Source organism: Sulfurospirillum sp. 1307 (assembly GCF_054408545.1).
The window spans coordinates 1,827,704-1,846,347 of sequence record NZ_CP176011.1 but is presented as its reverse complement, the minus strand read 5'-3'; the positions used below and the strand labels follow the sequence as shown (position 1 = coordinate 1,846,347).

Sequence of the window (18,644 nt, the reverse complement as noted above, 5' to 3'; positions counted from 1 at the left end):
TTGAGCGAAAAAATAAACAAAACGCTACTTATCATAACAGATGGTATAGGTAGTAGTCAAACACAAAATTTAAATGCATTCAAAGCTGCAAATACTCCTACATATGATAGATTATTTAAAGAGATTCCAAATTCACTTATAAAAACTTCAGGACTAAGTGTTGGTTTGCCAGAAGGTCAGATGGGAAATAGTGAGGTTGGTCACATGTGTATAGGAAGTGGAAGAGTTTTGTATCAAAATTTAGTTAAGATTTCAATGGCACTAAAAGATGGAAGTATAAAAGACAATGAAGCTTTAAATAAACTTCTACATGTAAAGGGTGACATTCATATAATAGGGCTTTTAAGTGATGGAGGTGTTCATTCTCATATCGAGCATATAATTGGGCTTGCTAAAATTGCAAAAGAAAAAGGTAAAAAAGTTTATATTCATGCAATTATGGATGGGCGAGATGTTAGTCCAACTTCAGGAGTGAATTATCTAGAACAATTAGAAAAAGAGGGACTAGAAGTGGCCTCTATAAGTGGTAGATTTTATTCTATGGATAGAGACAATAGGTGGGATAGAATTGAGAGTGGATATAGAGCAATGTTTGGAGAGATTGAAAGATGTGAACAAACTCCATTAGAGTATCTAAAAGAGATGTATGAAGATGGTATTACAGATGAATTTTGTGAACCTGCAAATTTTGGACACTCTATAAAAGAAGAAGATGGTGTTTTATTTGCCAATTTTAGAAATGACAGAGCAAGAGAGTTAAGCAGAGCAATAGCAAGTGATAATTTTTTAGAATTTGAAAGAAATTTAAAACCTAGTTTGTTAGTTACTATGAGTGAGTATGATAGTTCATTTGATTTTCCGATACTTTTTAAAAGCGAAATTCCTAAAAATACTTTAGCAGAAGTGATTTCAAATGCTGGGCTTTCTCAACTTCACACTGCTGAGACTGAAAAGTATGCTCATGTAACTTTTTTTCTAAATGGTGGTATTGAAGAGCCTTATCCAAATGAAAGTAGAGTCTTAGTATCAAGCCCAAAAGTTAAAACTTATGATTTAAAACCAGAGATGAGTGCAAAAGAGGTTGGAGATGAAGTTTTAAGGGGTATGCAAAGTGGATATGACTTTATAGTAGTTAATTTTGCAAATGGAGATATGGTAGGTCATACAGGAAATTATGAAGCTGCAATTAAAGCAGTAGAAGCAGTTGATTTTGAACTTGGAAGAATATATAATATGAGTGATGAATGCGATTATAATGTTGTACAGATAAGTGATCATGGAAACTGTGAAGAAATGCTTGATGATGAAGGAAATGTTTTAACAAACCACACTATATATGATGTGTTTTGTTTCGTTAAAGCAAAAAATGTAAGTAAAATAAAAAATGGAGGGCTAAATAATATAGCTCCAACTGTTTTAAATCTTATGGGGCTTGAAATCCCAAAAGAGATGGATGAAACTTTAATACAAGGATAGATAAATAATGAAATTTACTGGTAAAAATGTGTTAGTTACGGGTGCAACTAGTGGTATAGGAAGACAAATCGCGTTAACATTGGCTGAGTGTGGGCTAAAAGTTTGGATAAACTATCGCTCCAATCCAGATGCAGCAGATGAGTTAAAAGCTGAGATTGAAAAAGATGGCGGAGTTGCTGCAGTAGTTAAATTTGATGTAAGTGATGAAGATGCTTTTGTTGAAGGTATAAAAACTATAGTTTCAAGTGATGGTGAGCTTAGTTATCTTGTAAATAATGCTGGAATTACAAATGATAAATTAGCTATGAGAATGAAAAAAGAAGACTTTACAAGTGTAATTGATGTAAATTTAACTTCAGCATTTATCGGTTGTAGGGAAGCACTAAAAGCAATGGGTAAAAAAAGATTTGGAAGTGTTGTAAATATCGCTTCAATTGTTGGTGAAACTGGAAATGCTGGGCAAGTAAATTACTCTGCTAGTAAAGGTGGTTTGATTGCTATGAGTAAAAGTTTTGCACAAGAAGGAAGTGCTAGAGGAATTAGATTTAACTGTATTACGCCAGGTTTTATAGCTACAAAGATGACTGATAAATTGAGTGATGAAATCAAAGAACAATATACTTCTAAAATTCCTTTAAAAAGATTTGGCGATCCAAAAGATGTAGCAAATGCAGTTGCATTTTTATTGAGTGATAATTCAGCATATATAACAGGTGAAGTTCTAAAAGTAAATGGTGGAATGTATATGTAATTTGTACATAACAAACTAGTTTTAAAGTTATTGTGGTAAAATAACAAAAATTTTTTATAAGGAGCTGTAATGGCACTATTGGATGAAGTAAAAGAAGTTGTGGTTGAACAATTAAATGTTAGCCCTGATGAAATCAAAGAAGATTCTAAGTTTGTTGAAGATTTAGGAGCAGATTCATTAGACGTTGTTGAGTTAGTAATGGCATTAGAAGAGAAGTTTGATATTGAGATTCCTGATTCAGATGCTGAGAAAATTGTAACTGTTGGTGATGCTATTAAATACGTAGAAGATCACAAGTAATTAATTTCCCCCTTTGGGGGAGAGCATTTTGAAGACAATCTAAGGAGATATTTTGAGAAGAGTAGTAGTAACAGGTTTAGGGATGATAAATTCGCTTGGCTTAGATAAAGAGAGTTCTTTTAAGGCTATAGTTGATGGAAAATGTGGCATTAAAAGCATTACCTTGTTTGATACTGAAAAACATTCAGTAAAAATAGCAGGCGAAATTACAGAGTTTGATCCTACTACTGTTATGAATCCAAAAGATGTAAAAAAAGCTGATAGATTTATACAGCTAGGTTTGAGTGCAGCCAAAGAGGCTATAGTTGATGCTAAATTAGAAGAATTTGACGCAGATAGTTTTGGTGTTAGTTCTGCTTCAGGGATTGGTGGTTTACCCGCTATTGAAAAACATTCTATCGTAAATCATACAAGAGGCCCTAGAAGAATATCTCCATTTTTTATTCCTTCTGCACTAATTAATATGCTAGGTGGATTTGTATCAATTGAGCATGGATTAAAAGGTCCAAATTTAGCTAGTGTTACAGCATGTGCAGCTGGAACTCACGCGATTGGTGAAGCTTATAAAACTATGGTTTTAGGCCTTGCAGATAAGATGTTAGTAGTTGGAGCGGAATCAGCTATAAGTGAGATTGGTGTAGGTGGATTTGCTGCTATGAAAGCACTTTCAACTAGAAATGATGATCCACAAAAAGCTTCAAGACCATTTGATAAAGATAGAGATGGTTTTGTTATGGGAGAAGGTGCTGGTGCATTAGTTTTAGAAGACTATGAAGATGCAGTTAAAAGAGGCGCTAGAATATATGGTGAGATTATAGGAATTGGAGAGAGTGGAGATGCAAATCATATAACAACTCCAGTAGTAGATGGACCACTTAGATCAATGAAAATGGCACTTAAAATGGCTGGAGATGTAAAGATAGATTATATAAATGCACATGGAACTAGTACTCCAGCAAATGATAAAAATGAAACAGCAGCTATCAAACAAGCTTTTGGTGAAGAAATTCCTGTTATAAGCTCAACAAAAGGTCAAGTAGGACACTGTTTAGGAGCAGCTGGAACTATTGAAGCTGTTATATCATTGATGGCTATGAGAGATGGAGTTATTCCTCCAACTATTAATTATGAAAATGCTGATCCTGATTGTGATTTAGATTATGTTCCAAACGAAGCTAGAAAGAGTGAGTTAAACTGTGTTATGAGTAACTCTTTTGGTTTTGGTGGAACAAATGGCTCAATTATTTTTAAAAGAGTTTAATTTATGGCTACATACTTAGATTTTGAAAAAAACATACAACAACTTGATGAAGATATTGCAAGTGCTAAAATCAAGAGTGATACTCATGCGGTAGAAATACTTCAAAAAGAGTTAGAAAAAGAGGTTGCAAAAACATATAAAAATCTAAGTGATTATCAAAAACTTCAACTTGCTCGTCACCCTGATCGTCCATATGCTCTTGATTATATTAGACTATTGTTAAAAGACTCGTATGAACTCCATGGAGATAGAGCATTTAAAGATGATTTATCTATCATATGCTATATTGGTTATATTGCAAATAGAAAAGTAATGGTTATAGGTGAACAAAAAGGGCGTGGTACTAAAAATAAACTAAAAAGAAATTTTGGAATGCCTCATCCTGAAGGTTACAGAAAAGCTTTACGATTTGCAAAAATGGCTGAAAAATTTGAAATACCTGTTCTTTTTTTAGTGGATACTCCAGGTGCATATCCTGGAATTGCAGCTGAAGAGAGAGGTCAAAGTGAAGCAATTGCAAGAAATCTTTATGAATTAAGTAAATTAAACACAAAAAGTGTTTCGGTAGTAATTGGAGAAGGTGGAAGCGGTGGAGCTTTGGCTGTTGGGGTAGCTGATCGTGTTGCTATGATGAGATACTCAGTATTTTCAGTTATTTCACCAGAAGGTTGTGCTGCAATTTTGTGGAATGATCCAGCTAAGCAAGAAAGTGCTACAAAAGCTATGAAAATAACCGCAGAAGACTTACACTCACTAGGTCTTATCGATGATGTTATCAATGAACCTATCATAGGTGCTCACAGAGACAAACAAGCAGCCGCTGAAGCTCTAGGAGACTACTTTATAAAATCACTCGAAGAGCTAGATAAAATGAGTGATGAAGAGCGTTTAAATAAAAGATACGAAAAAATTCTTTCCATTGGTGCTTTTGAAGAAGAGTAGTTTTTAATCTGTATTTTTGCTACTTTTTGTTAAAATCTAAAAAATTTTAACAAAGGTCTTTTCAATGATTAAGAAGGTTTTATTTTTATTGGCTGTAGTTACATCTATAACTTTATGGGCATCACCAACACAAGAACAAATTATAAGTGCTCTAAAGGCAAATCCAGCACTTTTAGATACTCCTCAAGCAAAAGCAGAAATGTCTAAAAGTGGTATTACTAAAGATGAAATACTTGCAAAAATAAATAAAAATACTTCAGTTAAACAAGAAAATCAAAATGATTTCAAAATTGATAATAAGATTAATTTTGATGAAAATTCAACAAAAAATCTGGATGAAAATTCAACAAATAAACAATTTAGCAATTATATAAACCCATTTATGTATAAAGAGAATAAAGAACTTCTAAAAGAGATACAAAAAAAGCAGTCAATAAAAAGTGATGAAAAACTAGAAAGATATGGTTTGAATTTTTTTAGAAATAAAAATAGTTTAGACTCTAACTCTGTGCCTGTTCCAAGTTATTATATATTAAGCCCTGGTGATGAAGTTTCAATTTGGCTATATGGTGCAAAAAATGATAATTTTAATTTAACTATTGATAATAATGGAAATATCAATATTCCAAAACTAGGACCTCTACATGTAGCTGGTAAAAAGTTTGGCGATATTGAAAAATACATGAAAGAAAAAATTAAAAATGCTTATAATAACACTAATGCAGTTGTTAACATAACTACATTTGCAACCATTCAAGTTAATTTAGTTGGAGATGTTGTTGCACCTGGTGTTTATAACATAAATTCTCTCTCAACAGTAAAAAATCTTTTGATAGAATCAAATGGAGTAAAGCCAACAGGAACACTAAGAGATATTATAATAAAAAGAGATGGAAAAATTATAGGAAGTGTTGATTTTTATAAGCTCCTTCAAAATGGGGATGAATCAGCAAGTATAATTTTAAGGGCTAATGATACTGTATTTGTACCAAAAAGCAATAAAATAGTATCAATTTATGGTGAGGTGAATGAACCCGCTGAATTTGAGTTAAAATCAAATGAAACATTGAGTAATTTACTAGATTTTGCAGGTGGTATAAAATCGAGTGCAAGTAAGTTTGGTTTTTTAGTAAATAGATATGAAGATAATAAAAAGATAAAAACTATTGAGGTTGATTATAGCAATATAAAAAAATTTATACCACAAAATGGTGATAAAGTGTATGTTTATCCAATTGACAAAGTTCATAAACAAAGTATCTATTTATATGGAAATGTTGTAAGACCAGGTGAAAAAGAGTTAAGTAGTGATAAAAGTTTATACAAATTATTTAAAAAAGAGATATCAAAACTGACTTTAAAAGGAGTTTTTTTAGATGATACACTTTTTTCTTATGCTCTATTGAAAAGAAAAACGAAAGATTTAGGAAAAGAGATAAAAAGTTTTAATTTATCTAATTTGTTAAATGGAAAAATTGATATAAAACTTGAAAATGATGACGAGATATATATATTTAACAAATACAATAGTAATTTAACTCCTTATGTAACAATTTCAGGAAGTCCTGTTGTCAATCCTGGTAAATATAGATACTTTAGTGGAATGAAAATAAGAGACTTGATAAATCAAGCAGGAACTACAACATATTTTAATGATTTTAATAAGATAAAGATAACAACTTATAATACCAATGATTATATGCCTAAAATTGAAGTACTTAATGCTAAAAAAGCAGAAAACTTCAAACTTTCAGCTTATGATGAAATTGAAATATATGATTATTATAAGCAAAATCATATAAAAACTATTAATATTTCAGGGGAAGTAAATTTTCCAAAAAGTTATAGCTTAAATAAAGATATGACTTTAAGCGATGCTGTTGAAATAGCTGGAGGATTTACTCCAAAAGCGTATAAAAATTATTTTGAAGTTATTAGATACTATATAAAAGATGGTAAAAGAGAGAAAAAGTTAATAAAAGTTCCTTTTGATAAGTTTACTAATTTTAAATTAAGTGAGTATGATGAAATACTAGTGCATACTATCCCAAATTGGAGTGATAGGAAGACTGTTAGTGTTAAGGGAGAAGTAAATTTTCCAGGAACTTATGTCGTAGAAGATGGAGATAAGCTTTATGACATCATAAAAAGGGCTGGAGGGTTTACAGACAAAGCATTTTTAGATGGAGCTTTGTTTACTAGAGAATCTGTAAAAGAGTTTCAAAATAAAAGATTAAAACAATCTATCTTAGAGTTAAAAAGAAAAGCTCTTAGTTTAACAACTTCAGCAGAGAACATAGGTAAAAATGGTGATAAAGTAGATTTTATATCAATTACAAATATTTTAGACAAAATATCAAAAGAGCAAAAAGAGTTAGAGCCTTTAGGAAGAATATCTATAAAATTAACACATGACTTGGAAAAGTTTAAAAAGAGTAATTCAAATATAGCTCTAAAAGATAAAGATACACTGATTATTCCTTCTCAAAATGATACAATACTTGTAATTGGAGAGGTCATGAGTCCAACGGCTATTGTATATGATAGTAGTGATGTTAGTTACTATATACAAAAAGCAGGAGGATTTTCACAAAGAGCTGATGAAGATAATATTTATGTGATTCATGCAGATGGAAGTGCACAAAAAATCAATAAAGGTTGGTTTAGTGCTTCAAGTACAAATATGGTTAGAAAAGGGGATACTATAGTAATACCTCAGAAACTTATAACACAAACTACTATGAGCATAGCAAAAGATATATCAAGTATTTTATACCAGTTTGCATTAACAGCAGCTGCGATGAATTCGGTAGGAGCTTTTTAAATGCAAGCAGTTGAACATAATTATATCGAAGAAGATGAAATTGATTTAAGAGAGCTTTTTGATACAATACTTAAAAATAAATTTAAAATTATACTTATTACATTTGTTATTACATCTTTGACAATAATTTATACTTTAAGTATTCCTAATAGCTATAAATCTTCAGTTGTTTTAGCTCCTCAAGAGCAGTCTAAAGGGATAAGCCTAGGAGGGTTATCAGCACTTGCTGGTATGGCTGGAGTGGATTTGGGTGGAAGTAGTATGGATGCTTTTAACTCTATGAATACAATTTTAAATGACAACTCCTTTCATGAGATGATTATAAAAAAATACAATTTGATAGAAAAATTAAAGCCTGAGAGTATGGATAAAAATCTTGTGTTTGCATTAGGATATAGAAAGATATATGATTTATTTCATGGAAGCAGTAAAGATGATAAAACACAAGATGAAACAATGTTTGATACTATAAAAGATCTTAAAAAAATTGTTTCACTAAGTAGCGATAAAAAAAGTGGTGCAATTACTATGAATGTTGAATTGTATGATAGGTTTTTGGCAAAAGATTTATTGGAAATTTATTTAAAAGAGATTACTACATATCTAAGAAAGCTTGATATGAAGGATTTAAATAAAAAAATAGCTTATTATAAGAAAGAACTATCAAATATAAATGATGTTGATTTAAAGTTACAAATCAACCAATTAATAGCGTCTTTGATCCAAAAAAAGGTTTTGTCCTCAGCTGGAGAATATTATAATGTCAAAGTTATTACAAAGCCTCAAGTGGCTTTTGTTAAAGACAAATCAAAGCCTAAAAGGGCATTGATTGTTGTTGTTGCATTTGTCACATCTATAATATTAAGTATTTTTTTAGTGTTCTTTCAAGAGTTTTTGAAGAAGGAAGAGCTAGAGTAGATATTTGTTATAGACAAAATTTCTTCTTTAGTATAAGAAAAAATTCTCAATTCACTTGTTATGTTTAAAAGACTTTTTATTGTTTTTTTGTGATCGTCTTCTCTATTAATAAAAAGTGCAACCTTGCCTCTTTTAGCAGGGTTAATAACTTTAATAGAATTGTTTTGTACTAGGTTGATTGTGTAATTGTCTTGTATTAAACTATTTACTTTATTTCTTATTTCTTTCAAAAAATTCTCCAATATCATATTATGCTAAGAGCTAATTCTATCATTTATAAAGTAAATTAGAAATAAAATTTATTATAGTGGCTCAAGTGAGCCACTATAATTATTGTTAGTGGACTTCTCTCCACACTTTTACTTTCCATAGGTAAGCTAAAACTGTAAAGATTAGCATGTATATAATCACTTTCATACCTACTGATTCTCTTTCAGCTTTTTTTCTGTCTCCAACTTTTTCAAGATAGTTTATAACTTGTTCTTCTCTCTCTTTAGTTAGACCAACTCTAGGCATTGAAGTACCTTTTAGCTGTTTTTGAGGATCATTGATGAAAGTTTCTAAATATTCTCTTCCTTTTGCTCTAATCATGATTGATAAATCTGGAGGAGTAGTTCCCATATACTTATGAAGTGCGTCTGGATCAGAATTACTATACCTTTTAGCGTATTTTAGATTATGACATCTTTGACAAGAATCTTCAAATACTTGTTCATCACTAATTTCTTTAGGTGCTATTGATTTAAGATAAGCAACTATATCAGCTACCTCTTGGTCTATATCGCCACCTAAACCATAAAATTGTGTCATTGGGTGCATTCTACCATCGGTAAATTTATGTTCAACCTTTAATGCATGAGCTGGATTTTTGATAAGTGCACTTAAAAAGTTTTCATCATAAAGTGCTCCAGCAGTACTTAAATCAGGTGGTACTACACCAAATGAAGCTGATGCAGTTGCATTATCCATAGGTGCAGGCATACCTTGAGATTTTATTCCATGACAACCAATACAACCTGCATTCATAAAGTTTTCTGCACCTTTTGTTGCATCACCTTTTTTAGGGTTAGCTCCTAAGTCTTTAAAAGTAAAATCTGCTGGTGCTACATGAGGATGCATTTGAGAGTGAGCAAATGGTTCAACTCCCCAATATAAAGCAAGCGTAAAAACAACTACAACACCAAGTATTTTTAATTCTCTCATTTTGCACCTCCTGTTACTTTTGAGTCACTTTTTGTTATAAATGGAAGTGCAACCCATAAGCCAATAAATGTAATAGCTGCAAAGAATCCTACCCAAGCATTCATACCAGTTGGAGGAAGTTTTCCATAAACTGTAAGAACCATTAAATCAATTAGTAATACCCAGAACCAAATTTTAAATTTAGGTCTTTTGTGTGCTGGTACAACATTTGGATCTCTATCCAAGAAAGGAAGTAGCATAAATATTACATTAGCAAAACCAAATGCTGCAAGCCCAATATTCATAGCTGCGATTCCTGCAATATCAAAGAAGAATCCTCTAAGAACTTCATAGCTCCACAAGAAATACCACTCAGGATAAATATGAGCAGGTGTTTTCATAGGGTTCGCTGGTTCAAAGTTGATTGGGTCCATTGCAAAGTTATAGTGGAAAAATACCAAATAAAAATAAAGTGTTAAAAATGCACCTGCGACAAAGAAATCTTTTGACAAAAATACAGGCCAAAATGGAACAACTTTAGATTCTTTTTTATTTCCAGCTAAATATTTTTCGCTTTCAGCATCAAAATCTATATCTTCTCCTTCTTGGTTGTTAACATGAGGAATTCTTAGAGAGTAAAAGTGAACTGCTACTAAGCCTATGATAACTAAAGGAAGTAGTAAAACATGAAGCATAAAAAATCTAGTAAGAGTAGAATCAGCAACAGCGTAGTCTCCTCTAATCCATACAACCAAATCAGGGCCAATTACAGGAAGTGATCCAAAAAGATTTGTGATAACTTGTGCTGCCCAATAGCTCATCTGCCCCCAAGGAAGCATATATCCACTAAATGCTTCAGCTGAAAAGATTCCAAATAGAGCCATACCAGTTAGCCAAATCATTTCTCTACCTCTTTTGTAAGAGCCATAGTAGATTGCAGTAAACATATGGATATAAATTACTAAAAATATCATAGAAGCAGCAACACCATGCATATGTCTCCACAGCCAACCATAATCAACTTCTTGCATAATTGTATAGTTTACACTATCAAATGCAAGTTTTGTATCAGGTTTATAATACATTAAAAGGAATATTCCAGAGATTATTAAAATTTTAAATAAAACTACTAAAACAACTCCCATTGCCCATAAAAAGTTAATATTTTTAGGGATCCAATACTCAGTCATAAGTACTTTTGTTAGTTTCTTTGTTGCCAAGCGCTGGTCTAACCAATCACCAATGCCGTTGGCTTTTGTTATATGTGCCATTTTCTCCCCTTACGCTTTTGCTACTAGTTTTTTATATTCTGGGCCTTCTTCGCCTAGAACCAGTTTAGTGCCATCAATCTTAAATGGAGGTATGTCCATTGGACGAGGAGGAGGTCCAAATGTATTAACTCCACTTGCATCAAATTCACCACCGTGACAAGCATATTTGAATTTCATATCTTTTGGTTTCCAAGTAGGAATACACCCAAGGTGTGTACAAAGACCAATCATAACACTGTAATCAGCATTGCCCACAACTACATCTCTGTTTTCATTTTTCTTCATTTCAGCCGTTTTTTTAAGTATAAAAATAGGCTTACCTCTCCATGTTATTGTTCTTAGTTCCCCATCTGTCATTGGTGATAAATCAACTGTGGTAAAACCAGCAGCCTTTACACTTGGAAGTGGATCCCAAGTCTTCTTCATTGCTCCTAGTGATAATACACCACCAACAGCAGCGAAGCCACCAAATGCCATGCCAAGAAAGTCTCTTCTCTTAACTGCCATCCTTTTTCCTTTCATGTAGTTTGTAGTTATTTTATCTAATTTTGCTTTAAAAAACACATGACTAAGGTCAATTGAGTTTTAAAAGTCACAATTTTAGCATATAAAGGTTACATAAAACCTTTAATTGAACATCATAATAACAAAAAAAAGTGCCAAAAAAGTGTTTATTCTATAAAAAATAAATTGTTTGTTAAAGGAACTTTTTTGCTACTTTTTTTATTTATACTTCCTTTAAATTATTTTTTAAAGGATAAATCATGAGTCTCTCAAGAAGAAGATTTTTACAAGGAAGTGCAGTTGTAACAGCTGCATTAGGAACAAGTAGAGTGAGTGCAACTGAATTGTTTTCTCCGATTCAAAAAATTCCTCACGCAAGCCATTTTGGTGCTTTTTATGCAAATGTACAAGATGGAAAAATTGTAGGTATTACTCCTCATGAATCAGATAAACGCCCAGGTTCTTTTACTCAAGCGTTAGTTGATAGAAATTATTCAAATACAAGGATAAAGTATCCATACGTTAGAAAATCATATCTTGAAGGTAAAAAAGGAAACAATGAGTTAAGAGGGAATGATGAATTTGTAAGAGTTAGTTGGGATAAAGCGTTAGATTTAGTAGCAAAAGAGATTAAAGCAACTAAGAAAGAAAATATTTTTAATGCAACATATAGTGGTTGGTCACATCCTGGTAAATTAAATAGTTGTCCAACACTTGCTGGAAAATTTTTTAATGTGGTAAAAAAAGGAGCAGTTGGAACTGCTGGAGAGTATAGTAATGGTGCTGCAGGTCCTGTTAATCCTGGAATTGTTGGAGATATGGAAGTTTATTCACTTCAAACAACTCATGAAGAAATTTTAAAAAATTGTGAAGTTTATGTGATGTGGGGTGCAGATTTGTTTAAAACAAATAAAATTGATTATGGTGTTGCAAATCGTAAAAATGATGAATACTACATTAAATACAAGCAATCAGGCATAAAATTTATTTCAATTGATCCGATTAAAACTGAAACTGCAAAACTGCTAGATGCTACATGTATACAAATTCGTCCAAATACTGATGTTGCTTTGATGTTGGGTATGATGAATTATCTATACACAACTAAAAAATACAATAAAGAGTTTATAGAAAAATATACAGATGGGTTTGACAATTTTGTTCCATATTTGCTAGGAAAAACTGATGGTATTGAAAAAACACCAAAGTGGGCTGAAAATATTACTGAAGTTCCTGAAAAAACTATAAAAAAACTAGCTGAACTTTTTGTTTCAAAAAGAACATTTATAGCTGGAAACTGGGCAATGCAAAGAGCTCATCACGGAGAACAAGTTGATTGGGGAATCATAACCTTGGCTTCTATGATAGGTCAAATCGGTCTTAGTGGTGGTGGATTTGGTTTTTCTATGCATTATGCTGGTGGAGGACAAGCAAGTGCTAGAAAAACAGGAATTGGAGGATTTTCCCAGGGAAGAAATAGAGTAAAAGTTTCTATTCCAGCTTCAAGAATTTCTGAAACTCTTTTAAATCCTGGAAAAGTTATAGATTTTAAAGGGCATAAGCTAACTCTTCCAAAAATTGAATTAATGTATATTGGTGGAGCCAACATTGTTGGACATCATCCAAATACAAATGAACTTATAAAAGGTATTAAAACTCTTAAAACATTTATCGTTCAAGAGCCTTGGTGGACTCCTACTGCTAAGATGGCTGATATTGTTCTTCCTGCAACTACAACTCTGGAAAGAGATGATATAAGCATGGGTGGAAGCTATTCTGGCGATTATATTTATGCTATGAAAAAAGTAGTAGATAATCCTTTTGAAGCAAAAGATGATTATGATATCTATGCACTTTTAGCAAAAAGATTTGGTGAGAAAAAATATAAAAAATTTACTGGTCAAAAAACTAAAATGGAGCATATAAAAGATTTTTATGAAAAATCTGATGGTATAAAAATAAAAAGTTTTGAAGAATTTTGGAAAGATGGTTTTGTTAAATTTGAGATTCCAAAAGAGGCGTACAAGTTTGTAAGACACAGTGATTTTAGAACTGATCCAGTAAAAAACCCTTTAAAAACAGAAAGTGGAAAAATTCAAATTTTTTCAAAAAAATATGATAGTTTTGGATATAAAGATTTTAAAGGTCATGTTACTTGGTTTGAACCAGCTGAATATTTAGGATCAAAAGATGCAAAAGAGTATCCTTTCCATATGGTTTCTCCTCACCCTACATATAGAATCCATTCTCAACTTGATAATACATGGATAAAAAACCTATATAAAATTGCAAATAGAGAACCAATTAGAATCAATTCAAATGATGCAAAAAAACTAGGCATAAAAAGTGGCGACTTAGTAGAAGTTTATAATAAAAGAGGAAGTATCTTAGCAGGAGCCATTGTAACTGATGATATAAGAAGTGGCGTAGTTGCGATAGAAGAGGGTGCTTGGTATAGTCCTGAGAATCCTGCAAAAGAAGGAAGTAGATGTAATAGTGGTCATTGTAATGTTTTAACATCTTCAAGACCAACTTCTCAAATGGCACAAGCTACAAGCGTTAATACAACATTAGTTGCTATTAGAAAAGCTAAAGGAGATATAACTCCAAATCAAGCTTATTCTACACCAAAAACATTAGTAATTTAAGGATGATGATATGAAGTTTATATTTAAAGTTTTACTGTTTTGTTTAGTATCTTTAGGTTTACAGGCATCTTCATATATTTACTTAGAAGAGGGAGTTAAGCTCCCTCTTAAAAAAGTAACTGTGTATGGAGGAACTCCTGTAGAAGTATTGGCTAAAAGAGGAGATAGTTCAGAAGTTTTAATTAAAGGTTTTATAAATAAAAAAGATAAAACTAAACTTTATGCTACTAAAAATCTAAAATTGCTTTTAGCAAGTGCTAAAGAAGGTTTTATTAAGATTGACGGAGATAAAGGAACTTTAAAAGTATTAGTTTCTAATGACAATTTAACTGATGATTCAGAAGAAGCTTGGGATTTATATTCCAGTCGATTTTATGAAAAATGTACACAATGTCATCCTGCAAAAGTAGTAGGAGATCATACAATGTTAGAATGGGAAGGGTTGTATGGAAGTATGAAGCAGTTTGCGAAGCCTACAAAAGAAGATGATGCATATATAAGTAGATTTTTAAAAGCATTTTCAAAAGATGGTATACTAAAAGAAGAAGATTAGTATATAATATCTCTAGGAGATATGAAATGAATAAACAAAAAGATTTTTTAGAGAGATTAAAAACTCTCAGTATTTTATATGTTGAAGATGAAGAGGGAATCAGAAAAAAAATGGCTGATTCCCTAAGTTACTATGCTAAAGAAGTTTTTGAAGCAAGTAATGGTTTAGCTGGATATGAAATATATAAAGAAAAAAAGCCAGATATAATTTTTACTGATATTTTGATGCCAGTTATGGATGGTATTGCGCTAGTTAAAAAAATAAGAGATGAAGATAAAACAACCCCAATTGTTATGGTTACAGCTCATACTGATAAAGAGTATCTTTTAAGTGCAGTTGAGCTTCACTTGGAACAATATATAGTAAAACCAATTAGTTTAAAAGATTTAAAAGAATCCCTGAAAAAATGCTTAGAAGTGATAAATCAAAATCATTCAATTTCAAAGAAATTACCAGATGGTTATAGTTATGATTTTGACAATAAAATTCTTACATGTAAAGATAAAGAGTTTAAACTAAGTAAAAAAGAGATACTATTTTTTGAACTACTTTTAGAAAACTCCCATAGGGTTGTTACTTATGAAGAGTTGCAAGAGTATGTTTGGCAAGATGATTTTATGAGCGATTCTGCACTAAAAGCAGTTTTGAGAAATATTAGGCAAAAATTTCCAAAAGATTATATAAAAAATCTTTCAGGCGTTGGTTATCGTCTTGTTGTTGATTAGAATTTTACTTATTTTTTTCTTTACATGTAAAGGATTTTTTGCAAGTGATATAATAGAGCCTATTAAATACATCTCTTCTGATATCAGTAAAGATTTGATAAACACAAGAGTCAAAGGTTCTCATATAAAAGTTTTTATACCATCTATCCCTTATAGTTATATTTCGAAATTAATCAATGGCACACTTTTTAGGATAAGTGATAACGAAAAAGGTTTCGAAGCCATGATGGCAACTTCATATAAAAAGATAAATGATTTGACATATGATGTAAATTTACGAAAAGGGGTTAAATTTCAAGATGGAAGTAGCTTTGATGCAGATATAGTTGTAAAAAATTTTAAAGCATTTATAAAACACCCATTTACTTATACAGATATTCATAATAGACTAAAAGATATAAAAAAAATAGATAAGTACAAAGTTAGATTTTTTCTAAATAAACCTTATGGAATGTTTTTAAATGATTTGGCTAGAATAAATCTTTATAGTAATGCTTATTTAGATAGATTTTCATGGCAAGGCAAAGAAACTGGAGATAGTACTAAAGAACCTGGCCTTTATGGCTTAGGGGCTTATATATTGAAAAAAGGTTATGCTACTGGGAAAAAACAAACTGAAATTGTTGAGCTTGAAGCAAATCCATATTATTATGAAAAAGGATTGCCTTATATTGAAAAAATAACTATTTTTACACAATTAAAAACAGATAAAGCAGTAGACATGATTATAAATCATGAAGGAATGCTTGATATCTCTCCTATACCTTTTAACAAAAAGAGTGAAGCTGTTCAATCAAAATATGCAAAACTCATAACTACTCCTTCTACTAATAACATAGCAATTTATTTTAATTTATTAAAAAAAGATACTGTATTAAAAGATAAACGAGTAAGAATTGCACTAAATCAAGCAATAAACCAAAAGAATTTACTAAATTTTGTTTATAAAAAAGAGGGAGAAGAAGCACCTACTTCTTCTTCAATCAATTATAAGTCTATAAAAAAAGCAGTTTCACATTTAAAATTACACAAAAAATTATCAAAAGAAGAGATATTTAATAGGCTAAATGGTTTAAAACTAAAAGTTTTGACTCAAGATAGATTTATGTTTTTATTAAAAGGCATAGAATATCAACTAAAGCAATATGGGATAAAGTTAGAGTATAGTATAACTTCTAGCGAAAAAGATATATATAAAAATTTATTGACAAATAGAGATAATCCAAAAGAGTGGGACTTACTTGTTTGGGGAAATGATGATTGGTATGGAAATCATCCTTGGACTACTTTTTTTACATACCGAACTTCTAGTCCTTGGTCAGCAATCGATAAAGATGAAGTTATGCAAAAATATATAAATGATTTTTTTGAAGCACAAAATGGATCAAAAAAATTTCAAGACACAGTAGATAAGATAGTTCAAAGAGCATATGATGAAGCTTATATGTTAGCAGTTCCATCTGTACATGTAGTGCTTGCAGTAAATAAAGAGGTGTATTTTGAACCAACTAGTATTGCTTTGATGCCACTTTATAAAGCCAAAATTTCTAAGTATCATTGGTCAGTAAGAAAAGGAATTTATCCAAGTATAAGACAAAGACCTATGTATAAGGTTGAAAAATGATAAAATATTTGAAAGTTAGATACAAGTTTTTGCTCATGGCATCACTTGGAGTAATTGCTATCATACTGATGTCAATTTTAGCTAAAAATATATCTAGCGATGGTCTTGTAAGAGTTGAAAATGTTTTTAATGATTCTAAAAAAGTTCAAAATATCCAACAAAATCTTATAAATCCTCTTTTTAGATTAAGAGAACTTAGTTTATCTTTGGTGATGGCTCCAAATGATGATTATAGAAAAGAGATAAGAAGAAATTTAGAACCATTAGTAAAAAAATTAGACAAAGAGTTTGCATTTCAAGATGATAAAATAAACAAAATTTGGAAAAATTACAAAAAATTAGTTTATACAACTAATCAATACATAAATGATGGTTTTGAAGAGGGTGCTTTTACAAATGCAAATAGCGTAGAAAGAAAGCAGTTTTACATACTTTTAGAAAAGCTTGAAAAATTACAATCAAAACAATTAAAAAACTCTCAAAGTACTTATGCAATGGCAAAAAATAGATACAAAGATGAACAAAGTCTTATACTGATTGGGGCAATTATTGTTATAGTTTTGACTTTGTTTTTTGGCTTTACGATTGCTAAGAATATAGTTCATTCTATTGAGAGTGTCAAGAGTGGATTAGAGAGATTTTTTGATCTTTTAGGAAGAAAGATAGATAAAGATGAATCAATAAGCATTAATTTGACAAGCAAAGATGAATTTGGCGAGATGGCAAAAAGTATCAATAGTCATATAGATGTATTGAGAAAAAATTTACAAAAAGATTTAGCATTGATTGAAGATGCTACAAGCGTAGTAGAGAGTTTAAAAAAGAAAGATTTACATAAACGATTGATTAAAGATGCAAGTAGCTATGAGTTAAATCGTCTTAAAAAAGTAATGAATGAAATGCTTGATAATTTAGAGCAAAGAATAGTTTTAGAGATACAAGAGAGAACAAAAAAAGAACAACTCCTAATCCAGCAAAGTAAACTAGCTTCCATGGGAAATATGATAGGAAATATTGCCCATCAATGGAGGCAACCTCTAAGTGAATTAAATGCAATTTTGATGAATTTACAAATTAAAAATGAACATAGTGATTTGAGTGATGAAGAGTTTGAAAATGGTGTCCAAGAGTGTGAAGTCATACTTTCTCATATGTCAAATACCATAAGCGATTTTCAAAACTTTTTTAAACCATCTAAAACAAAATGTGAATTTAATTTAGCTGATGAATGTAAAAATGCAAGTTTTATCATAGAATCTTCATTAAAATATAACAATATAAACTTTATCATGCAAATAGAAGATGAGTGCAAGGTAAATGGTTATCCAAGAGAATTTTCTCAAGCAGTTTTAAATATACTATCTAATGCAAAAGATGTTTTATTGGAAAAAAAGATTGAAAATCCAATGATAAAGATGAGTATAAAAAAAGGGAAAAATTATGCAATAGTGAAAATAGAAGATAATGCAGGAGGAGTTAAAGAAAGCATAAAAGATAGAATTTTTGAGCCATATTTTACAACTAAACATGCAAAGCAGGGTACTGGAATTGGTCTTTATATGAGTAAAATAATCATAGAAGAAAATATGCATGGATATTTATCTGTAAAAAACAGTAAAAACGGAGCAATTTTTAGTATAAAGTTAGGATTAATCTAAGATAGGA

The 18,644-nt window shown here is 30.8% G+C and carries 15 protein-coding genes; 12 read left to right on the top strand and 3 right to left on the bottom strand.

Features of this window, described 5'->3' with window-relative positions:
• The 7 genes from gpmI (at position 1) to ACKGJI_RS09320 (ending at position 8,472) form a co-directional block, all read left to right on the top strand.
• A complete protein-coding gene (gene gpmI, locus ACKGJI_RS09350) occupies positions 1-1,476 on the top strand; it encodes a 2,3-bisphosphoglycerate-independent phosphoglycerate mutase (protein WP_458700018.1) in 1,476 nt (491 codons plus the stop codon).
• Between the two features lie 7 nt (positions 1,477-1,483).
• Positions 1,484-2,227: a 3-oxoacyl-ACP reductase FabG gene (gene fabG / locus ACKGJI_RS09345; RefSeq protein ID WP_458700017.1), complete on the top strand. Its 744-nt coding sequence runs from the start codon at positions 1,484-1,486 to the stop codon at positions 2,225-2,227.
• Between the two features lie 69 nt (positions 2,228-2,296).
• Entirely contained in the window at positions 2,297-2,527 is a 231-nt protein-coding gene (acpP, locus tag ACKGJI_RS09340; protein WP_458700016.1) for an acyl carrier protein, read from the top strand.
• A 52-nt stretch (positions 2,528-2,579) separates the two neighbouring features.
• Positions 2,580-3,788, top strand: coding sequence for a beta-ketoacyl-ACP synthase II (locus tag ACKGJI_RS09335; protein WP_458700015.1), 1,209 nt, complete (start codon positions 2,580-2,582; stop codon positions 3,786-3,788).
• 3 nt (positions 3,789-3,791) lie between these two features.
• Positions 3,792-4,730, top strand: coding sequence for an acetyl-CoA carboxylase carboxyl transferase subunit alpha (gene accA, locus ACKGJI_RS09330; RefSeq protein ID WP_458700014.1), 939 nt, complete (start codon positions 3,792-3,794; stop codon positions 4,728-4,730).
• Between the two features lie 64 nt (positions 4,731-4,794).
• Complete coding sequence (locus ACKGJI_RS09325; protein WP_458700013.1) at positions 4,795-7,554, top strand: SLBB domain-containing protein; 2,760 nt, start codon at positions 4,795-4,797, stop codon at positions 7,552-7,554.
• Positions 7,555-8,472, top strand: coding sequence for a Wzz/FepE/Etk N-terminal domain-containing protein (locus ACKGJI_RS09320; RefSeq protein WP_458700012.1), 918 nt, complete (start codon positions 7,555-7,557; stop codon positions 8,470-8,472).
• A gap of 336 nt (positions 8,473-8,808) precedes the next feature.
• Here ACKGJI_RS09320 and ACKGJI_RS09315 read toward each other — a convergent pair whose 3' ends face one another.
• From ACKGJI_RS09315 to petA, 3 genes are read right to left on the bottom strand one after another with little or no spacing between them, the layout of a single operon-like run.
• Positions 8,809-9,675: a c-type cytochrome gene (locus ACKGJI_RS09315; protein WP_458700011.1), complete on the bottom strand. Its 867-nt coding sequence runs from the start codon at positions 9,673-9,675 to the stop codon at positions 8,809-8,811.
• On the bottom strand, positions 9,672-10,925 hold the full coding sequence (locus tag ACKGJI_RS09310) for a cytochrome b (protein ID WP_458700010.1): 1,254 nt from the start codon (positions 10,923-10,925) through the stop codon (positions 9,672-9,674). The genes ACKGJI_RS09315 and ACKGJI_RS09310 overlap by 4 nt, the downstream gene beginning before the upstream one ends.
• A 9-nt stretch (positions 10,926-10,934) precedes the next feature.
• Positions 10,935-11,432: a ubiquinol-cytochrome c reductase iron-sulfur subunit gene (gene petA / locus ACKGJI_RS09305; protein WP_458700009.1), complete on the bottom strand. Its 498-nt coding sequence runs from the start codon at positions 11,430-11,432 to the stop codon at positions 10,935-10,937.
• A gap of 257 nt (positions 11,433-11,689) precedes the next feature.
• On the opposite strand from petA, the gene ACKGJI_RS09300 reads away from it, so the two are divergent.
• The 5 genes from ACKGJI_RS09300 to ACKGJI_RS09280 are packed head-to-tail and all read left to right on the top strand — an operon-like array spanning position 11,690 to position 18,637.
• Complete coding sequence (locus ACKGJI_RS09300; protein ID WP_458700008.1) at positions 11,690-14,077, top strand: molybdopterin-dependent oxidoreductase; 2,388 nt, start codon at positions 11,690-11,692, stop codon at positions 14,075-14,077.
• 10 nt (positions 14,078-14,087) lie between these two features.
• Positions 14,088-14,630, top strand: a complete 543-nt coding sequence (locus tag ACKGJI_RS09295) for a hypothetical protein (RefSeq protein ID WP_458700007.1) — start codon at positions 14,088-14,090, stop codon at positions 14,628-14,630.
• Between the two features lie 26 nt (positions 14,631-14,656).
• Entirely contained in the window at positions 14,657-15,355 is a 699-nt protein-coding gene (locus ACKGJI_RS09290) for a response regulator transcription factor (RefSeq protein ID WP_458700006.1), read from the top strand.
• Positions 15,342-16,979 (top strand): ABC transporter substrate-binding protein, encoded by a 1,638-nt coding sequence (locus ACKGJI_RS09285; RefSeq protein WP_458700005.1) that lies wholly within the window; start codon positions 15,342-15,344, stop codon positions 16,977-16,979. The genes ACKGJI_RS09290 and ACKGJI_RS09285 overlap by 14 nt, the downstream gene beginning before the upstream one ends.
• Entirely contained in the window at positions 16,976-18,637 is a 1,662-nt protein-coding gene (locus ACKGJI_RS09280) for a HAMP domain-containing sensor histidine kinase (protein ID WP_458700004.1), read from the top strand. The genes ACKGJI_RS09285 and ACKGJI_RS09280 overlap by 4 nt, the downstream gene beginning before the upstream one ends.
• The last annotated feature ends 7 nt before the right edge of the window (positions 18,638-18,644 follow it).

What these genes read in the sequence shown, in the direction of transcription:
- ACKGJI_RS09310 (WP_458700010.1), bottom strand. Translation starts at nt 10,925, where the DNA reads ATGGCACATATAACAAAAGCCAACGGCATTGGTGATTGGTTAGACCAG.
- ACKGJI_RS09290 (WP_458700006.1), top strand. Translation starts at nt 14,657, where the DNA reads ATGAATAAACAAAAAGATTTTTTAGAGAGATTAAAAACTCTCAGTATT.
- acpP (WP_458700016.1), top strand. Translation starts at nt 2,297, where the DNA reads ATGGCACTATTGGATGAAGTAAAAGAAGTTGTGGTTGAACAATTAAAT.
- ACKGJI_RS09315 (WP_458700011.1), bottom strand. Translation starts at nt 9,675, where the DNA reads ATGAGAGAATTAAAAATACTTGGTGTTGTAGTTGTTTTTACGCTTGCT.
- ACKGJI_RS09320 (WP_458700012.1), top strand. Translation starts at nt 7,555, where the DNA reads ATGCAAGCAGTTGAACATAATTATATCGAAGAAGATGAAATTGATTTA.
- ACKGJI_RS09325 (WP_458700013.1), top strand. Translation starts at nt 4,795, where the DNA reads ATGATTAAGAAGGTTTTATTTTTATTGGCTGTAGTTACATCTATAACT.
- petA (WP_458700009.1), bottom strand. Translation starts at nt 11,432, where the DNA reads ATGGCAGTTAAGAGAAGAGACTTTCTTGGCATGGCATTTGGTGGCTTC.
- accA (WP_458700014.1), top strand. Translation starts at nt 3,792, where the DNA reads ATGGCTACATACTTAGATTTTGAAAAAAACATACAACAACTTGATGAA.
- ACKGJI_RS09280 (WP_458700004.1), top strand. Translation starts at nt 16,976, where the DNA reads ATGATAAAATATTTGAAAGTTAGATACAAGTTTTTGCTCATGGCATCA.
- ACKGJI_RS09295 (WP_458700007.1), top strand. Translation starts at nt 14,088, where the DNA reads ATGAAGTTTATATTTAAAGTTTTACTGTTTTGTTTAGTATCTTTAGGT.
- fabG (WP_458700017.1), top strand. Translation starts at nt 1,484, where the DNA reads ATGAAATTTACTGGTAAAAATGTGTTAGTTACGGGTGCAACTAGTGGT.
- ACKGJI_RS09300 (WP_458700008.1), top strand. Translation starts at nt 11,690, where the DNA reads ATGAGTCTCTCAAGAAGAAGATTTTTACAAGGAAGTGCAGTTGTAACA.